Raw genomic sequence first — 17,687 nt, 5'->3', positions numbered from 1 at the left:
GTTATCGTCATAGTGACGAAATCGCCTCAGCGAGGAGACCCCCATGAGTGCACCGGCGATTCCCCTGCACCTGACGGCCCCCGAACCCGGCTGGACCGTCGACGCCGACGTGGTCGTCGTCGGGTCCGGCGTCGCGGGCCTGACCGTGGCGCTGCGCCACGCTGAGCTGGATCCCGCGGCCAAGGTCCTGGTCGTCACCAAGGACGTGCTGTCGGCCGGGTCCACCAAGTGGGCCCAGGGGGGCATCGCCGCTGTGCTCGACCCGCGCGACACCGCCGAAGAGCACCTGAGCGACACGCTGCTGGCCGGGGTCGGGCTGTGCGACACCAAGGCCGTGCGGACGCTGGTGACGGAGGGGCCCGGCGCGCTGCGGCGGCTCATGGAACGCGGCGCCCGGTTCGACCGCAATCCCAACGGGGAGCTCCAGCTCACCAGGGAGGGCGGGCACCGTCGCCGCAGGATCGTGCACGCCGGCGGCGACGCCACGGGCGCAGAGGTGCAGCGGGCGCTGGTCGAGGCGGTGCGCGCCGGCTCGATCGAGGTGATCGAGCACGCGCTGGTGCTCGACCTGCTCAAGGACGCCCACGGCCGGGCCAGGGGGGTGACCCTGCACGTCATGGGCGAGGGCGCGCGCGACGGCGTCGGGGCGGTGCGGGCGCGGGCCGTGGTGCTCGCCACCGGCGGCATGGGCCAGGTCTACGCCGCCACCACCAACCCGGTCGTGTCCACCGGCGACGGCGTGGCGCTCGCGCTGCGGGCCGGGGCGGTCGTGCGCGACCTCGAATTCGTGCAGTTCCACCCGACCGTGTTGTGGCTGGGCGAGGGCTCGACCGGCCAGCAGCCGCTGATCTCCGAGGCGGTCAGGGGCGAGGGCGCCTTCCTCGTCGACCACGAGAACAACAGATTCATGCAGGGCGTGCACGAGCTGGCCGACCTGGCGCCGCGCGACGTCGTGGCCAAGGCGATCACCACGACCATGAGCGAGACCGGCCGCGACCACGTCTTCCTCGACGGCCGCCACTTCGGCAGGGTGAAGTGGGAGAGCCGCTTCCCCACCATCTACGCCGTCTGCCGCGAGCACGGCATCGACCCGGTCACCGAACCGATCCCCGTCTCGCCGGCCGCCCACTACGCGAGCGGCGGCGTCCACACCGACCTGTCCGGCCGTACCTCTATCGAGGGCCTGTACGCCTGTGGCGAGGTCGCCTGCACCGGCGTCCACGGGGCCAACCGGCTGGCCTCGAACTCGCTCCTTGAGGGGCTGGTCTTCGCCGAGCGCATCGCCGAGGACATCCACCGGAGGCGTCCGCAGCCGGGCGAGCCGGTTCCGGCACGGGCCGCGACGGGCCTGGTGGACCCCAGGGTCAGGACCAGGCTCCAGGCGCACATGAGCGCCGGCGCCGGGGTGCTGCGCAGCCGCGCGTCGCTGCAGGCCACGTCGAAGGCGCTGCGCGACGCGCTCTGGACGCCCGTCGAGGTGCCCGCCTGCACCGAGTCGTGGGAGGCGACCAACCTGCTCACCGTCGCCGCCGTCCTGACCGGCGTGGCGGCGGCGCGGCTGGAGACGCGCGGCTCCCACTGGCGCGAGGACCACGAGAGCCGGGACGACAATGAGTGGCTGGGCCACCTGGACGTGACCCTGACCGAGGAGGGCCTTCGCATGACGTACACCCCGCACGGTGAGACGATGCCGCCGCGCCTGGCACAGGAGCTGACCGCCGCCGGGCTCGACCCGGCCGAGGTCGACGCGCTGATCGACCGCGCGCTCGAAGAGGACCTGCAGGAGGCCGGCGACGTGACCAGCCTGGCCACGATCCCGGCCGGGCAGCGTTCGACCGGCGACGTGGTGGCCCGCAAGGACGGCGTGGTGGCCGGGCTGGGCGTGGCCGAGGCGGTGTTCCTCCGGCTGGGCGCCGGCCGGGTCGAGCGGCGGGCCAAGGACGGCGAGCGGGTCGCGGCCGGCGACGTGCTGATGACGGTCGAGGGCCCGACGCGGGCGGTGCTGACCGCCGAGCGCACCGCGCTCAACCTGCTCACACACCTGTCCGGGGTGGCCACGATGACCGCCCGGTGGGTCGCCGCGATCGAGGGCACGCGGGCGCGGGTGCGCGACAGCCGCAAGACCCTGCCGGGTCTGCGGTCCCTGGAGAAGTACGCCGTGCGCTGCGGCGGCGGCGTCAACCACCGCAGGTCGCTGTCAGACGCGGCCCTGATCAAGGACAACCACGTCGTGGCGGCCGGCGGCGTGGCCGAGGCGTACCGGGCGGTGCGGGAGCGCTATCCCGAGCTGCCGATCGAGGTCGAGATCGACCGGCTCGACCAGCTGGAGCCCCTGCTGGACGAGGGCGCCGAGGAGATCCTGCTGGACAACTTCACGGTCGAGGACACCGTACATGCCGTACAAATCGTGAAAGGTCGGGCGAAAAACAGGGTTGCGCTTGAAGCGAGTGGGGGATTGACCTTGGAATCGGCTCGTGATGTGGCTGAAACTGGCGTTGACTACCTTGCGGTGGGAGCGCTCACCCACTCGGCGCCGGCCCTGGACATCGCACTGGATTTGCGGGGGTAATTGATGCTGCTCACGATCGACGTCGGCAACACGCACACGGTGCTGGGGCTGTTCGAGGGCGAGGACGTCATCGAGCACTGGAGGCTGGCCACCGACGCCCGCCGCACCGCCGACGAGATCGCCGTCGTGCTCCAGGGGCTGCTGGCCCAGTCACCACTGCTCAAGGGCGCCGACATCAGCGGCATCGCCATTTGCTCGACCGTGCCGAGCGTGCTCAACGAGATGCGGGAGATGTGCCGCCGCTACTACGGCGACGTCACCGCCGTGATCGTGGAGCCCGGTGTGCGCACGGGCGTGCCGGTCCGCATGGACAACCCCAAAGAGGTCGGCAGCGACCGCATCGTGAACGCCCTGGCCGCCATCGACCAGTACGGCGGCCCGTGCATCATCGTCGACTTCGGCACCGCCACCTCCTTCGACGCGGTGTCGGCCAAGGGCGAGTACGTCGGGGCGGTCACCGCCCCCGGCATCGAGATCTCGGTCGACGCCCTGGCCGCCGCCGGCGCCCAGTTGCACAAGGTCGAGCTGGTCAGGCCGCGTTCGGTGATCGCCAAGAACACGGTCGAGGCGTTGCAGGCGGGCATCATCTACGGCTTCGCCGGCCAGGTCGACGGCATCGTCGAGCGGATGGCCGCCGAGCTGGCCGACGACCCCGACGAGGTGACCGTCGTGGCGACCGGCGGCCATGCGGCGCTGGTGGTCGGCGAGTCGCGCTCGATCGACGTGCACGAGCCCTGGCTGACCCTCATCGGCCTGCGCCTGATTTATCACCGGAACACCGCTTAGAACGTGACAAGCGGCCCCCGCTTGGGAAGGGGGGGCCGCCTGTCGGTCGTGGTGTCACCTATGAGCGTCACGCGTCCTCGGCGCTGTAGAGCTCGCGCCAGGAGCCGCACTTGGTGGCGAAGGTGCCCTGCTCGGGAACCTGGCAGACCTTGACCCGCAGGGTGAAGACGTCGTTCTCCTCGAAGTGGAACTTCTTGTAGCCCGGGGAGCCGCAGTACTTCCTGGTGTAGACCGTGGACCAGTCGCCGTCGGAGTCCTCGGCCTGGAACTTCACGTACGCGCACTTGCCGCCCTCGTCGTAGTCGCGGTCGTCCAGGTCGTAGAGCCGGCCGGTGACCTGGACCTCGTTGGAGTCCTCCTCGTCCCACGCGACGTCGACGTGACCCTGGGCCTTGGCCAGGTGCTGCTTGGCGTACACCGGGCCCCAGTAGTCGGAGTAGTCGTCGAAGTCGGCGGCGGTGGCGGTGGTGGCGCTGGCGGCCGAAGGAAGCGACAGGGCCACGGCGCTGGTGGCGGCGATGGCGAGGATGCCCGTCGCGATCTTCTTCATCATGATCTCTCCCGGAGCTCCTCTCGGGCCGGCTCCTTGCCGGCTCCCCCCGGAGCTCGTGACTCATTGGTACAAAAGGGGCCTTGCAGGGCCCCTGCAGAGAACCGTCACGAGCGCTTGCAGTTCGCCGTATCCCCTACGCTTTGTTGTTGTGAGCGAGGAACTTCCAGAGCAGATGCGCATCCGGAGGGAAAAGCTCGACCGCCTCCGCAGCGAGGGCGTCGACCCTTACCCGGTGAACTTCCCACGCACGGCGACCAACGCCGAGGTCAGGGAGAAACACCAGGGCCTGGAGCCCGACACCGCCACCGGCGAGACGGTCGCGGTCGCGGGCCGCGTCATGCTCAACCGCGTGGGCGGCAAGCTCTGCTTCGCCACGCTCCGCGACGGCGGCGACGACCTACAGGTCATGATCTCGCTCGACAAGGTGGGCGAGGAGTCCCTGGCGGCCTGGAAGCGCGACGTCGACCTGGGCGACCACGTCGGCGTGATCGGCGAGGTCATCACCTCGCGCCGCGGCGAGCTGTCGATCCTCGCCGACAGCTGGCAGATCACCGCCAAGTGCCTGCGCCCGCTGCCGGAGAAGCACGTCGGCCTCACCGACCCCGAGGCGCGGGTGCGCCAGCGCTACGTCGACCTCATCGTCAACGACGAGGCCAGGAAGATGGCCCGGGTGCGCAGCGCGACCGTGCGCGCGGTGCGCGACTTCTGGCACGAGGAGGGCTACCTCGAGGTCGAGACCCCGATGTTGCAGCCCATCCACGGCGGCGCGACGGCCCGGCCGTTCAAGACCCACATCAACGCCTACGACATGGAGCTCTACCTTCGCATCGCGATCGAGCTCTACCTCAAGCGGCTGGTGGTCGGCGGCGTCGAGAAGGTCTTCGAGATCAACCGCAACTTCCGCAACGAGGGCGCCGACTCCACGCACAACCCCGAGTTCACCATGCTCGAGGCCTACGGCACCTACCTCGACTACAACGACATCGCCGACCTGACGCAGCGCATGTACCAGAAGGCCGTCGTGGCCGCCCTGGACACCACTGTGGTCGTGCACGACGGCGTCGAGATCGACCTCGGCGCGGAGAAGTGGCCCCGGGTCAGGCTCTACGACCTGGTGTCCGACGCGGTCGGCGAGGAGATCACCACCGAGACCACCCTCGACGAGCTGCGGAAGATCGCCGACCGCCGCGAGGTCCACTGGGACGCGAAGTGGGGCTCGGGCAAGCTCGTCCAGGAGCTCTTCGAGGCGCTGGTCGAGCACACGCTCGTGCAGCCGACGTTCGTCATGGACTATCCGCTGGAGACCTCGCCGCTGGCCCGCCTCCACCGCGACAACCCGCTGCTGACCGAGAAGTGGGACCTGATCGGGTTCGGCACCGAGCTCGGCACCGGCTACTCCGAGCTCAACGACCCGATCGACCAGCGCCACCGCCTGGTGGAGCAGTCGCTGCTGGCCGCGGGCGGCGACCTGGAGGCCATGCAGCTCGACGAGGACTTCCTCCAGGCCCTTGAGTACGCGATGCCGCCCACGGGTGGCATGGGCGCCGGCATCGACCGGATGATCATGGCCTTCACCGGCAAGAACATCCGCGAGACCATTCTGTTCCCGCTGGTCAAGCCCACTCACTGAGCCGTCGTCCGGCGCCCCGCCGATGCGCGGGGCGCCGGAACGGGCGGTCAGGGCGGTCAGGGCACCAGCACGAGGCGTCCGCGCAGCCCGCCCTCGGCCAGGCGGGCGTGGGCGTCGGCGGCCTTCTCCAGCGGGTACGTGTCGGCCACCCGCAACGTCAGCCGTCCGGCCTCGACCAGGCGCACCAGCTCCGCGAGCTGCCCGGCGTCCGAGCGGAAGAGCACGGTGGCCACGTCCGTCCCGCGCAGCGGCACCGGCGCGGCCCCCGACGTGAGCCCCACGAAGGTCCCGCCGTCCCGTACGGCGTCGAGCGCGGGCAGGCCCAGCACGGCGGCGTCCACGACGGCGTCCACCCCGCCGGGGACCCGCGCCCGTACGCCCTCGGCCAGGTCCTCCTCACGGGGGACGAACCATTCCGCCCCGAAGCCGCGTACCAGTTCCTCGTCCGCGGCGCCGGCGGCGGCCACCACCCTGACGCCGCGGACGGCGGCCAGCTCGACCAGGTAGCCGCCGACGGCCCCCGCCGCCCCCGTGACCAGCAGGGTGCCCCCTGGGCCGACGCCGGTCCGGTCGAGCGCCTGCCAGGCGGTGAGGCCGTTGAGCGGCAGCGTGGAGGCGTGTGCAGGGCTCACGTTCCGCGGGGCGCGGGCCACGGCCGAGGCGTCCAGCACGACGTACTCGGCCTGCGCCTTGTGCGGCAGCTCCAGCCGCGCGGAGAGCCCCACGACGTCCTCGCCCACGGTGAACGAGGTGCCCGGGCCCACCTGGTCCACGGTCCCCGCCGCGTCGAAGCCGATCCCGTACGAGTCCAGCTTCCTGGCCAGCCCGTACGAGGCCAGCGCCCCGGCCGCCACGGCCAGGTCGAAGGGGTTGACCCCGGCCGCCGCCACCTTGACCCGTACCTGGCCGGGCCCCGCCTCCGGCAACGGTGCGGACACCAGCAGGGGAACGCCGGAGCCGCCGATGAGTGCACGCATGTTCGTCATGCCCACGACCCTAAGAAGAGCTACTCTCTTTCGGTAAGTAGGCACCTGGAAGTGCGTAACATACGGCAAGGAGTGAGACGGTGGCGACCACGACGGCGGCGCAGCGGCGTGACCAGGCCAGGCTGGCCTTCGACGCCTACTTCGCCGAATGCCCTTCCCGCAAGCTGCTCGACCGGCTCAGCGACAAATGGGTCACGCTGGTGCTCAGCGCGCTGGCCCGCGGTGAGCGCCGCTACAGCGACCTGTCCCGGCACATCGCGGGGGTCAGCCAGAAGATGCTCACCCAGACCCTGCGCGGCCTGGAGCGCGACGGCCTGGTGGCGCGCCGGGTGACGCCGCAGGTGCCGGTACGGGTCGACTACGCGCTCACCCCGCTCGGCGAGAGCCTGATGCCGCTGGTGATCGCCATCAAGACCTGGGCCGAGGAGCACATCGAGGACGTCGAGGCCGCCAGGGAACGCTACGACGCTACCGCCTGAGCCGCACCGGCAGCCGGGCCAGCCCGCGCAGCACCACGTTCTCCTTGTACGGCGGCTCCGGATCGGCGGCCTCCATCTTCGGCGCGGCCACGGCCAGCGCGGACAGCGCGATCTCGCCCTCCATCCTGGCCAGCGTCGCCCCCAGGCAGAAGTGCAGGCCGAGCCCGAAGGCGAGATGCCGGCCGGGCTCGCGGCCCGGGTCGAACCGGTCGGGATCGGCGAACGCGGCCGGATCGCGATTGGCCGCGCCGATCGGCACGAGGACGGCCGAGCCGGCGGGCACCGGCGTGCCGCCCAGTTCCCTGTCCTCCAGCGCGATCCTGGAGGTGAGCTGGACCGGCGGATCGAAGCGCAGCACCTCCTCGACCACCTCCCTCGGCCGCTCGGCGGCGCGGTGCAGCAGGCCGTGCCGCAGCAGGTTCAGCACGCCGTTCGCGATGAGGTTGACGGTGGTCTCGTGACCGGCCACGAGCAGCAGCACGCAGGTCGACAGCAACTCGGCCTCGGTCAACTCCTCGACGTGCGCGAGGGCGCTCAGGAGGTCCTCGCCGGGACGCTCGCGGCGCAGGGCGATCAGGCGGCGGAAGTAGTCGCGGAACTCGTTCCTGGAACGCTCCGTTTCCGACATGAGAGCGTCTGTCAGCATCGGGTCAAGTCCGCGGGCAAGAGCCTCGCTCCATCCGCGGAAGCGCTCGTGGTCCTCCGGCGGCACCCCGAGCATCTCGCTGATCACCATCACCGGCAGCGGGTGGGCGAAGCCGGAAATCAGCTCCGCCTCCTCCGGCAGCCGTCCGATCAGGTCGGCGGTGATCGCCTCGACCCGCGGCCTGAGCCGTTCGACCATGCGCGGGGTGAACGCGCGGCTGACAAGGTTCCGCAACCGGGTGTGATCGGGCGGGTCCATGAGCAGGAACGACCTGCCGGGCTGACCTGCCTCTTCCGCCACGGGGGCGGACGTTCCGTGACCGAACATCGGGTCACGCAGGACGGCCGCGCACAGCTCGTAGGTGGTCGTGACGAGCAGCCCGCCGCGCGTTCTGAAGATCGCCCCGGCCGCGCGGAGCTCTCGATATCGGACGTACGGATCGCGCACAAATTGCGGATCCGAGGGATCAAAACCCAGGAGGTCGGTGGCGCTCATCGGTGGCTGGACCGGGCCGGCCAATTGATCGTTTGGACCATTCATAGCGGACCGTGGCGTGCCGACATATGCGGAGTACGTCACATATAAGTGATCATGTCAATAGCACTGGTCAAGGGCGGCGATTGTCGTGCTTGACGACCTTTCCGCGATGCGTTTACCTTCACCGAGACGAGCGGCTTTGCTCCTACTGAAAGGTCCAAGTTCTGCTGTTGGGGGGAGGGCTCCCGGTGGATGTGCTCACTGAAGGCGTTGAGCTGAGCCACGCGGATTTGGCGTTACTGGCTGAACTGGCCAGAGGGGTGACCGTCGACCGGGTCGGGAGACGGCTGGATATCAGCGGACGGACCGTACGCCGGCGGCTCAGAGGCATCTGCGACCGCATCGGCGTGGCCACGGCGATCGAGGCCGTGGCATGGGCGGCGCGCCGCCAGCTCATCTGACGGCGCGGAACTCCGAAGTGAATCGCCGGTCAGTCCGCGATGCGCACGGCGCCGGCGAACGGCCGATTGCCGAGCGCGGAGATCCGGACGACGTCGCCGGTCTGCGGTGCGTGGACCATCATGCCGCCGCCGATGTAGATGCCGACGTGGTGCAGGTCGCTGTAGAAGAAGACCAGGTCGCCGGCGCGGAGCTGGTCGCGGCTGATGTGCGTGCCGGCCGTCCACTGGTCGCCGGTGTAGTGGGGGAGCGAGATGCCCACGCGCTGGTAGGCGGCCATCACCAGGCCGGAGCAGTCGTAGGAGCGCGGCCCTTCGGCGCCCCACACGTACGGCTTGAGCTGCTGGGTGAGGGCCCACTTGGCGGCCTGGGCGGCCTTGCCGTTGCCGATGACCGGCAGGTTGACGCGTACGGCGCGGGTGCCGGGCCGGCCGGCCTCGCCGACGGCCCGCCGGTAGAGGTTGCTCTCGACCTTGGCGACCAGCTTGGTGATCTTCGAGCGCTTGCCCTCAAGATCACTGACGATCTTCTGGACCTCGGCGATGCGGGTCTTGGCGCCCGACCTGGCGCGCTCGGCGGCCTCCATGGCCTTGGCGAGCTGGTTGACCTCCTCGCCCTGCTGCTGTTCGAGCGCGTACGTGGTCGCGGCCCGGTCGAGGAAGGTCTCAGGGTCGTCGGACTGGGCGAAGACCAGGGCCTTGTCCAGGCCGCCGGTGATGTAGGCGTTCTGGGCGAGCAGCGTGGCCCTGGCGCGCTTGGCGGCCAGGTCGGACTCGCTGGTGGCCAGGGTCTTCTGGGCGGCGTCGTTGGCCTTCTGCGCGGACTTCAGCCGTTCGCGCTGCCCGTTGTACTCCTCGGTCAGCGTCTCGATCTCTTCGTGCATCTTCTCGACCTGGTCGGCCAGCTCGGAGAGCGACGGCTTCGGGTCGGCGGCGGCGGAACCGACGGGTACGGCGAACAGCATCGCGGCGACGGCGGCGCCGATGACGCCGAGGCGACGTGAGCGCCTGGCCTGCTCCCGGGGACGGGCGTGCCTGCCCCCCGGCTTCCCCTCGCGATCGAGCGTCCGCTTCACCAACCAAGCTCCTCTCATCGACGCCGGCCGGGTTAGCTGACGGGTTCGGGCCGGAGCAGCCCTACCGAGATGATCGGATTCACCCCGAGTGGTGGCGCGAGGTGCTCGCCACCGGTGGTTCCCCGGCTTCCCTTGCGGGAATTGGGCGTGTCTTTCCGCGCGCATTACGCGGAGAACATCGTCGCTGGACACTAATGCACTCCGGGTTCGCGCTCAACCGGAACTACCGAGTCTGTAGAGGTTTCACAACTGAAGGGTCACAAGGTGATCTCGTGGGTAGCCGTACGGAAGCGGGCTTCTGCACCTTTTGTCCAGCATTCTGGGGGGTGACGACTGGAGGAAAGCTCCAGGTCGGGGCGTGTTCATCTGGACACAGCATGTGATGAGATGCCCGAGACGTGGGATTTAGGGCTGAGCCGTAATGAGATCTGTACCCTGGAGAGCCATGGAGCAGGTGGCCGAAGTGGCAGTCCCCGAGACCGCGGTCGTGGTCAGGCGTGCCCGCACGCCCGACGTGCGCGCGATCAGGCGTCTCGTGGACACCTACGCGGGCGCGGGTCCGCGGCTCCTGGAGAAGGCCACGGTCACGCTGTACGAGGACGTCCAGGAGTTCTGGGTGGCCGAGCTGAGCGGGGAGGTCGTCGGCTGCGGCGCGCTTCACGTGCTCTGGGAGGATCTCGCCGAGGTCCGTACGGTGGCGGTCGATCCGGCGTGCCGGGGAATGGGGGCCGGGCATCGGATCGTCTCGGCACTCGTCCGGCAGGCGAAGGATCTGGGGCTGCGACGTGTATTCTGTCTGACTTTTGAGGTCGACTTCTTCGCGAGGCACGGTTTCCGCCCCATCCAGGGCACGCCGGTCTCACCCGAGGTCTACGCCGAGTTGCTGGCCTCGTACGACGAGGGTGTGGCGGAGTTCCTTGATCTGGAACACGTCAAACCGAACACCCTTGGCAACACCCGCATGCTGCTGCATCTGACATCGGGTGACGCGGACCTTGACCACTTGGAAAGGTGATTGTTGATACCTATGTCGATACGTTGGGCAGCACAGGCATGTGTCCTGACACGTGCCACATGCGCACTCGAAGCGAGGTGACACGGTGAGCACCGGACAGCCGCCGTATCCACAGGACGAATCCGGCGAGAACCCCGAGTACGGGCAGCACCAGGGCCGTCGCCCCGGTGAGCCCGACCCGGACGTGACTGTGGTCGGCTACCGGGCGGACGACGCCTATGGCCAGCCCCCATATGGCCAGCAGCAGCAACAGGGCTACGGCCAGCAACCCCAATACGGTCAGCAACAGCAGCACGGCCAGCAGCAGGGCTACGGCCAGCAGCCCCAGTACGGCCAGCAGCAGGGATATGGCCAGCAGCAGGGCTACGGCCAGCAGCCGCAGTCCTCGGGCCAGCAGTACACCCAGCCCGGCTATGGCCAGGAGGCCCAGTACGGCCAGCAGGCCGCCTCGGGCCAGCAGGGTTATGGCCAGCAGCCGCAGTACGGCCAGCAGCCCCAGTCGCTGCCCGACTACGGTCAGCAGCAGCAGGGCTATGGCCAGGAGGCCCAGTACGGGCAGCAGGGCCAGCAGGGTTACGGCCAGCAGCCCGCCTCCGGCCAGCAGCAGGGTTACGGCCAGCAGCCGCAGTCCTCGGGCCAGCAGTACACGCAGCCCGGCTATGGCCAGGAGGCCCAGTACGGCCAGCAGGCCGCCTCGGGCCAGCAGGGTTATGGCCAGCAGCCGCAGTACGGCCAGCAGCCCCAGTCGCTGCCCGACTACGGTCAGCAGCAGCAGGGCTATGGCCAGGAGGCCCAGTACGGGCAGCAGGGCCAGCAGGGTTACGGCCAGCAGCCGCAGTCCTCCGGCCAGCAGCAGGGTTACGCCCAGCAGCAGTACGGCCAGCAGGGTTACGGCCAGCAGCCCGCCTCGGGCCAGCAGGGCTACGCCCAGCAGCAGTACGGCGAGCAGCAGCAGGGCTACGGGCAACAGCAGTACGGTGACCAGCAGCAGTACGGCCAGGCATACGGCCAGCAGCAGCAGTCGCAGCCCTACGGTCAGCCCGGCTACGGCCAGCCCTACGGTCAGCCCGTCGGCGTGCAGCCCCCGGGCGCTCCGGCCCCTCTGGCGGAGTGGTGGCAGCGTCTGGTCGCGAGGATCATCGACGGCGTCATCCTCGGGATCGTGAACTTCGTGATCGGCCTGATCTTCGGCCTGTTCGCGATCGGTTACGACTCGGCGACCGGCTCGACGTCCGGCTTCATGTCGGCCTTCGTCATCGCCATCCTGTCGACGATCGTCACGACCGCCATCTGGGTGGTCTACGAGTTCTTCATGACGAAGTCGAACGGCCAGACGGTCGGCAAGCTGGTCATGGGGATCAAGGTCGTCCCGGTGGGCCAGGCGCTGGCTCCGGGCGGGCTCGCGTCCGACATGGCGATCAAGCGTGCCGGCGTCACCTGGGGTGGCTACATCCTGAGCATCATCCCGATCCTGGGTGCGCTGATCGGCTGGGTGTGCGTCGCGGTCAACGGCGCCTCGCAGCTGTGGGACAAGCCGCTGCAGCAGACGTTCGCGGACAAGTTCGCGGGCACGGTGGTCGTGAAGATCAAGTAATCCCGCGTCAGCGTAAAACAGGGGCCGGCTTCCCGCCGGCCTCTGTTTTGTGTGTGCGGGGCGTACCAAAATGGGGGGGGACGACCGCCGACCCCGTGAGGTGGGATATGGCCGGGACACCGTCGTGGGCGGGCACCGTGCCCGCGGAATGGTGGGAACGCCTCGCCGCCCGCTTCATTGAGGCGCTGGTCTTCGGGGTCTTCTATTACATTCTGTTCATCGCGCTGTGGGGCATCTTCCGAACTGTCGGGATGTTGGAGGCGTTCGACGGGCGGCTCCCGGGGATCTTCGCGTGGTTCCTGGCCGGCCTGTGTTATACGGCCTATGACTGGCGGGCCCATTGCCTGCGCCGGCGGACCTTCGGCCAGGCGATCATGAAGATTCGCCTGGCGCCAGACGCCCTGCCGCGCCGGGCCCTGCTGAAACGAGCGCTGATCTATCCCGGGCCTGTCATGCTGATGGGCATTCCGGTGGTCAATCTGCTGGCCGGAATGCTGCTGTTCGGCGTCGGCCTGCTCATCCTGATCGACAAGCCGTTGGAGCGCGGGCCGCATGACAGGCTGGCCGGAACGCGGGTGGTAAAAGATCTTCGTTGAGGCATCCGCACCTGGGAAGATGCCTTTTCGCAAAATTTTCCCTTGATCCGGTAAGGAGCCTGGAGAGACTGGCATTAGGCTATGGGGCGTCCGGGTTGCCGGATGTCGGTGCCCCTGCTCCCTGAGGGCGACTGTGTGTGGCTATGGTCGGTTCCGGGTGAGTTGTCACCTAGGCGTCATGAGCGTCCGGCGTGCTCCGCAGGTCGCGCCGGGATGCGTATTTAGCGCCCCCGAAACCCCGCTAGCCCTGGAGGCGAGGACGAATGGAAGCCGTAACAGACGTATTGTCAGCGCTCATCCCCCCGGTCGTGGTAGGCGGCGCCTTCATCTTTGGCGCGGTGAAGTTGCTGCGCTCCGAGGTCGCCGGGCGCCGGTCAAACCACCAGGATCAGGCCGAGAACCAGAACTGATCTGCCAGTCAGCGAATCTACGTGGCGCTGAATTGTCTCCGCGCCTTTCCGGGTATATGTTTGGGCGAGCGAATGAAACAATGCTCCGGGAAAGGATTGCGTAGATGGCCAAGCAGATCCAGGAGATTCTCATCGATGACCTCGATGGGGGCGAGGCCAATGAGACGGTCAGCTTCGCTATTGACGGCTCCTCCTATGAGATTGACCTCAGCGACGTTAACGCCAAGAAGCTGAGGGACGCACTCACGCCTTTCGTGCAGCACGCCCGCAGGGCAGGAGCCGTGTCCGCCCGCCGCCGTGGTCGCGGCGGCAACCGTGCGATGAGCCGCGAGAAGAGCTCGGAGATCCGGCAGTGGGCCAAGGCTCACGGTCTGCCGGTCAGCGAGCGCGGCCGCATCGCCTCCACCGTCGTGGAGAAGTACGAAGCGGCTCACTGAGCCTCGTCGAGAGAGCCATCTCCTGACCATGCGCTTATGCCGTTCGCCTAGGACCCCGGCGAGCGCCATAAGCGCATGATCGTTTTTGTGGGGAGTTCGCGAATCTTCCCGGCCACTTGTTGATCTTCTGATTCGCCCAAATGTGGGCGTATTGCTCTCCTGGGACGCCGTGGAAGGCGTCTTGTGGGGGAGTGGAACGCGCCGGGCTTTGCGGCGGCGTCCGTGCCAATTCCCGGGCGCCCGGCGGGCCCGCTTCTTCGCCGCCTCCCGCGCCGGGAACGGGCCAATGCCGTCACCCGCCGCAATGTTCCCGTTCCCGGCTCCTGCGGCGTACGCGCAAAGCGGTGACGCTCCGCCACACAAACCGGACCGCGCCCTTCTGGTGGGCCCTTCTGGCGCGTCCTGAGTCCGCCCTCTTGCGCACCGGCTTCTTACGGTCTTCTGCGGGGTTCTCGGGCTTCTCGGTGACGGCGTCGCGGACGGCCGCAAAACGTGGCCGTGCGACTGGTGGGACGCGATGGAAAACCGGCGTCCTCTCCCTTGTGCCGCACATTGTCCCGTCGCGGGAGCCCCACGGCGACGGCGGAGCGGTAACCCGGCTGACCCGATGGGGATTACGCGTGGCGTGCGTTCCGTGCCGCGTTGTGCTCAGGGCGTAGCGTCCGCGCTTGGACTCGGTTTGGTGCAGGACATACGATGATTGCGTAACAGATACGGGCGCGGGCATCCGAGATGCGTGGGCGGACGGGCACCCCAAGGCCGGCTTCGCCCAGCGTCCGATGGCCGATCCGTGTTGGTCCGCCCTGGGCCGCGGGCGTCGAATTCCAGGCGCTTCCGGGAAGCGCCTAAACATCGTTCGCTTGCGGCGTATCGGGAACACGTCACCCCCGAACAGTAGTTGGATAGAGGGTGAACGCCCTGCTCTCGGGGAACGTCTCTGCTATAGAGCGTGTCAGCGGCAGTGGGCACGGTTCGCCGAGCCAGGGCTAGCATGCGGGATGACGGGACCGGATTTACCGGCCTGACTGACCGCTCTGTGAGGAGCGACGAGATGTTCGAGAGGTTCACCGACCGAGCGAGGCGTGTTGTCGTCTTGGCCCAAGAAGAGGCCAGGATGCTCAACCACAACTACATCGGCACTGAGCACATTCTTCTTGGTTTGATCCATGAAGGTGAGGGCGTAGCCGCCAAGGCTCTGGAGAGCCTCGGCATCAGCCTTGAGGGTGTGCGTCAGCAGGTCGAGGAGATCATCGGCCAGGGCCAGTCGGCTCCGTCGGGGCACATTCCGTTCACCCCGCGGGCCAAGAAGGTCCTCGAGCTGTCGCTCCGTGAGGCCTTGCAGCTGGGCCACAACTACATCGGCACCGAGCACATCCTGCTCGGGCTCATCCGCGAGGGTGAGGGTGTGGCCGCCCAGGTGCTGGTCAAGCTTGGAGCTGATCTCAACCGTGTCCGGCAGCAGGTCATCCAGTTGCTCCACGGTTACCAGGGCAAGGAGCCGGCCGCCGCGGGTGGTCCGCAGGAGTCGGCGCCGTCCACGTCCCTGGTGCTCGACCAGTTCGGCCGTAATCTGACCCAGGCGGCCCGCGAGGGCAAGCTCGACCCGGTCATCGGCCGTGAGAAGGAGATCGAGCGGGTCATGCAGGTCCTCTCCCGGAGGACCAAGAACAACCCGGTGCTGATCGGCGAGCCCGGCGTCGGCAAGACCGCCGTTGTCGAGGGCCTGTCGCAGAAGATCGTCAGGGGCGAGGTGCCCGAGACGCTGAAGGACAAGCAGCTCTACACGCTTGACCTCGGCGCCCTGGTCGCCGGCTCCCGCTACCGCGGTGACTTCGAGGAGCGCCTGAAGAAGGTCCTCAAGGAGATCCGCACGCGCGGCGACATCATCCTGTTCATCGACGAGCTGCACACGCTCGTCGGCGCGGGCGCCGCCGAGGGCGCGATCGACGCCGCCAGCATCCTCAAGCCGATGCTGGCCCGTGGCGAGCTGCAGACGATCGGCGCCACCACCCTCGACGAGTACCGCAAGTACCTTGAGAAGGACGCCGCGCTGGAGCGCCGCTTCCAGCCGATCCAGGTGGCCGAGCCCTCTCTCAGCCACACGATCGAGATCCTCAAGGGCCTGCGCGACCGCTACGAGGCCCACCACCGCGTGTCCATCACCGACGACGCCCTGGTGGCCGCCGCGCAGCTGGCCGACCGCTACATCAGCGACCGCTACCTGCCCGACAAGGCGATCGACCTCATCGACGAGGCCGGTTCCCGGATGCGCATCCGCCGGATGACCGCTCCGCCGGACCTGCGCGAGTACGACGAGAAGATCGCCAACGTCCGTCGCGACAAGGAGTCCGCGATCGACGCGCAGGACTTCGAGAAGGCCGCTGCGCTCCGCGACCAGGAGAAGCAGCTCCAGCTCAAGCGCGAGCGCAGGGAGAAGGAGTGGAAGGCCGGCGACATGGACGTCGTGGCCGAGGTCACCCAGGAGCTCATCGCCGAGGTCCTGGCCACCGCCACCGGCATCCCGGTCTTCAAGCTGACCGAGGAGGAGTCCCAGCGCCTGCTCCGCATGGAGGACGAGCTCCACAAGCGGATCATCGGCCAGGACGACGCCATCAAGGGTCTGTCGCGGTCCATCCGGCGTACCCGCGCCGGTCTGAAGGACCCGCGCCGTCCCGGTGGTTCGTTCATCTTCGCGGGCCCGTCCGGTGTCGGTAAGACCGAGCTGTCCAAGGCTCTGGCGGAGTTCCTCTTCGGCGACGAAGACGCTCTGATCAGCCTGGACATGTCGGAGTTCATGGAGAAGCACACCGTCTCCAGGCTGTTCGGCTCGCCTCCCGGCTACGTCGGCTACGAGGAGGGCGGCCAGCTCACCGAGAAGGTGCGGCGCAAGCCGTTCTCCGTGGTCCTGTTCGACGAGATCGAGAAGGCCCACCCCGACATCTTCAACTCGCTGCTGCAGATCCTGGAAGACGGTCGCCTGACCGACGCCCAGGGCCGCGTGGTCGACTTCAAGAACACGGTCATCATCATGACCACCAACCTCGGCACCCGTGACATCTCCAAGGGCATCGGGGTCGGGTTCGCGAAGTCCAACGACACCGAGTCCAACTACGAGCGGATGAAGGCGAAGGTCCAGGAGGAGCTCAAGCAGCACTTCCGGCCCGAGTTCCTCAACCGTGTCGACGACATCGTGGTCTTCCACCAGCTGACGCCGAACGAGATCATCAAGATCGTCGATCTGATGCTCGCCCAGGTGGACGCCAGGCTGAAGGACCGCGACATGGGGCTCGACGTCTCGCCCGAGGCCAAGCAGCTGCTGGCCGACCGCGGTTACGACCCGGTCATGGGCGCGCGGCCGCTGCGCCGTACGATCCAGCGCGAGCTGGAGGACTCCCTGTCCGAGAAGATCCTCTACGGCGAGCTCCGTCCGGGGCAGGTCGTGAAGGTGACGATCGAGGGCGAGGGCGACAACGCCAAGTTCGTCTTCAAGGGCGAGTCCACCACGGAGGTCCCGGACTCGGCGGCGGCGATCGCCGCGCCGATCCAGCACTGACCGACGCACCGACGCACCACCGAAAACCCCCGCCCCGGCGGGGGTTTTCGCATGTCCGGGCCCGACCGTCCGCAGCACCGTGTGTTTCCCGGAGGCTGCTTCTTCCGGACGCCGGTTCTTCGCGGCGGGGCCGAGCAAGCCCGGACGCCGCACAGGGCCGGCCAACAATACACCGCGCATATCCCGGTTTCAGGGCCCCTGCCTTCGGCGTGGCCCTGGGGTGCGTCCGCTCGTGATCGTTGAGTGCCGCCGCGCGTCCCATCTCGGCTCGCCCATGGTGGGCGGCACTTCCTGCATGGTGGCGGGGCGTTCGAAGCTGCGAGACGGGGTTGTTGCGTAATTGTTGGGTGGTTGGGTACATCGCCACCGCTAGTAGTACTACACTCCGTAGAGCATCGCCAAGTCTCATCCAAGTGATCCGC

General features: G+C 68.4%; 15 protein-coding genes and 1 riboswitch. Of the genes, 10 read left to right on the top strand and 5 right to left on the bottom strand.

The annotated features are described in order from the left end of the window. The first annotated feature begins 43 nt into the window (after positions 1-43). A complete protein-coding gene (locus tag ACWCSU_RS17430) occupies positions 44-2,569 on the top strand; it encodes an L-aspartate oxidase (RefSeq protein WP_449935998.1) in 2,526 nt (841 codons plus the stop codon). A 3-nt stretch (positions 2,570-2,572) separates the two neighbouring features. Then, a complete protein-coding gene (locus tag ACWCSU_RS17425; protein ID WP_352318636.1) occupies positions 2,573-3,355 on the top strand; it encodes a type III pantothenate kinase in 783 nt (260 codons plus the stop codon). A 67-nt stretch (positions 3,356-3,422) separates the two neighbouring features. Here ACWCSU_RS17425 and ACWCSU_RS17420 read toward each other — a convergent pair whose 3' ends face one another. Then, on the bottom strand, positions 3,423-3,908 hold the full coding sequence (locus ACWCSU_RS17420; RefSeq protein ID WP_449935997.1) for a hypothetical protein: 486 nt from the start codon (positions 3,906-3,908) through the stop codon (positions 3,423-3,425). Between the two features lie 148 nt (positions 3,909-4,056). Between ACWCSU_RS17420 and lysX the strand changes: the two genes are divergently transcribed. Beyond that, positions 4,057-5,538 (top strand): bifunctional lysylphosphatidylglycerol synthetase/lysine--tRNA ligase LysX, encoded by a 1,482-nt coding sequence (gene lysX / locus ACWCSU_RS17415; protein WP_357702249.1) that lies wholly within the window; start codon positions 4,057-4,059, stop codon positions 5,536-5,538. Between the two features lie 56 nt (positions 5,539-5,594). Here the strand turns inward: lysX and ACWCSU_RS17410 are convergent, their stop codons facing one another. Further along, a complete protein-coding gene (locus ACWCSU_RS17410; RefSeq protein WP_449935994.1) occupies positions 5,595-6,524 on the bottom strand; it encodes an NADP-dependent oxidoreductase in 930 nt (309 codons plus the stop codon). Between the two features lie 80 nt (positions 6,525-6,604). Between ACWCSU_RS17410 and ACWCSU_RS17405 the strand changes: the two genes are divergently transcribed. Further along, entirely contained in the window at positions 6,605-7,003 is a 399-nt protein-coding gene (locus ACWCSU_RS17405; RefSeq protein WP_357702253.1) for a winged helix-turn-helix transcriptional regulator, read from the top strand. On the opposite strand, the gene ACWCSU_RS17400 is transcribed toward ACWCSU_RS17405, so the two are convergent. After that, a complete protein-coding gene (locus ACWCSU_RS17400) occupies positions 6,993-8,096 on the bottom strand; it encodes a cytochrome P450 (RefSeq protein ID WP_449935991.1) in 1,104 nt (367 codons plus the stop codon). The genes ACWCSU_RS17405 and ACWCSU_RS17400 overlap by 11 nt on opposite strands. A gap of 278 nt (positions 8,097-8,374) precedes the next feature. On the opposite strand from ACWCSU_RS17400, the gene ACWCSU_RS17395 reads away from it, so the two are divergent. Further along, a complete protein-coding gene (locus ACWCSU_RS17395; RefSeq protein ID WP_132597751.1) occupies positions 8,375-8,587 on the top strand; it encodes a helix-turn-helix domain-containing protein in 213 nt (70 codons plus the stop codon). Positions 8,588-8,616: 29 nt separating this feature from the next. On the opposite strand, the gene ACWCSU_RS17390 is transcribed toward ACWCSU_RS17395, so the two are convergent. Further along, positions 8,617-9,660, bottom strand: a complete 1,044-nt coding sequence (locus tag ACWCSU_RS17390) for a C40 family peptidase (protein ID WP_357702257.1) — start codon at positions 9,658-9,660, stop codon at positions 8,617-8,619. Between the two features lie 6 nt (positions 9,661-9,666). Beyond that, a riboswitch (cyclic di-AMP (ydaO/yuaA leader) is annotated at positions 9,667-9,818 on the bottom strand. Between the two features lie 287 nt (positions 9,819-10,105). On the opposite strand from ACWCSU_RS17390, the gene ACWCSU_RS17385 reads away from it, so the two are divergent. Beyond that, positions 10,106-10,675: an amino-acid N-acetyltransferase gene (locus ACWCSU_RS17385; RefSeq protein ID WP_357702259.1), complete on the top strand. Its 570-nt coding sequence runs from the start codon at positions 10,106-10,108 to the stop codon at positions 10,673-10,675. 10 nt (positions 10,676-10,685) lie between these two features. On the opposite strand, the gene ACWCSU_RS17380 is transcribed toward ACWCSU_RS17385, so the two are convergent. After that, positions 10,686-11,642 carry a hypothetical protein gene (locus ACWCSU_RS17380; protein ID WP_449935987.1) on the bottom strand — a complete coding sequence of 319 codons (957 nt, stop codon included), beginning with the start codon at positions 11,640-11,642 and terminating at the stop codon, positions 10,686-10,688. Between the two features lie 108 nt (positions 11,643-11,750). Here ACWCSU_RS17380 and ACWCSU_RS17375 point away from each other — a divergent pair, with 108 nt between their 5' ends. From ACWCSU_RS17375 to ACWCSU_RS17360, 4 genes are all read left to right on the top strand, one after another. After that, positions 11,751-12,269, top strand: coding sequence for an RDD family protein (locus ACWCSU_RS17375; RefSeq protein ID WP_364084106.1), 519 nt, complete (start codon positions 11,751-11,753; stop codon positions 12,267-12,269). A gap of 107 nt (positions 12,270-12,376) precedes the next feature. After that, entirely contained in the window at positions 12,377-12,865 is a 489-nt protein-coding gene (locus ACWCSU_RS17370; protein WP_357702265.1) for an RDD family protein, read from the top strand. A gap of 514 nt (positions 12,866-13,379) precedes the next feature. Next, entirely contained in the window at positions 13,380-13,712 is a 333-nt protein-coding gene (locus tag ACWCSU_RS17365; protein ID WP_125641669.1) for a histone-like nucleoid-structuring protein Lsr2, read from the top strand. A gap of 1,051 nt (positions 13,713-14,763) precedes the next feature. Continuing rightward, positions 14,764-17,265 carry an ATP-dependent Clp protease ATP-binding subunit gene (locus ACWCSU_RS17360; protein WP_357702267.1) on the top strand — a complete coding sequence of 834 codons (2,502 nt, stop codon included), beginning with the start codon at positions 14,764-14,766 and terminating at the stop codon, positions 17,263-17,265. Positions 17,266-17,687: the final 422 nt, after the last annotated feature.

The sequence above is a fragment of the Nonomuraea sp. NPDC001699 genome (assembly GCF_053596455.1).
The sequence above is the reverse complement of the archived record's forward strand: the minus strand, read 5'-3'. Positions and strand labels throughout refer to the sequence as shown.

What these genes read in the sequence shown, in the direction of transcription:
- ACWCSU_RS17430 (WP_449935998.1), top strand. Translation starts at nt 44, where the DNA reads ATGAGTGCACCGGCGATTCCCCTGCACCTGACGGCCCCCGAACCCGGC.
- ACWCSU_RS17425 (WP_352318636.1), top strand. Translation starts at nt 2,573, where the DNA reads ATGCTGCTCACGATCGACGTCGGCAACACGCACACGGTGCTGGGGCTG.
- ACWCSU_RS17420 (WP_449935997.1), bottom strand. Translation starts at nt 3,908, where the DNA reads ATGATGAAGAAGATCGCGACGGGCATCCTCGCCATCGCCGCCACCAGC.
- ACWCSU_RS17410 (WP_449935994.1), bottom strand. Translation starts at nt 6,524, where the DNA reads ATGACGAACATGCGTGCACTCATCGGCGGCTCCGGCGTTCCCCTGCTG.
- ACWCSU_RS17385 (WP_357702259.1), top strand. Translation starts at nt 10,106, where the DNA reads ATGGAGCAGGTGGCCGAAGTGGCAGTCCCCGAGACCGCGGTCGTGGTC.
- ACWCSU_RS17370 (WP_357702265.1), top strand. Translation starts at nt 12,377, where the DNA reads ATGGCCGGGACACCGTCGTGGGCGGGCACCGTGCCCGCGGAATGGTGG.
- ACWCSU_RS17365 (WP_125641669.1), top strand. Translation starts at nt 13,380, where the DNA reads ATGGCCAAGCAGATCCAGGAGATTCTCATCGATGACCTCGATGGGGGC.
- ACWCSU_RS17360 (WP_357702267.1), top strand. Translation starts at nt 14,764, where the DNA reads ATGTTCGAGAGGTTCACCGACCGAGCGAGGCGTGTTGTCGTCTTGGCC.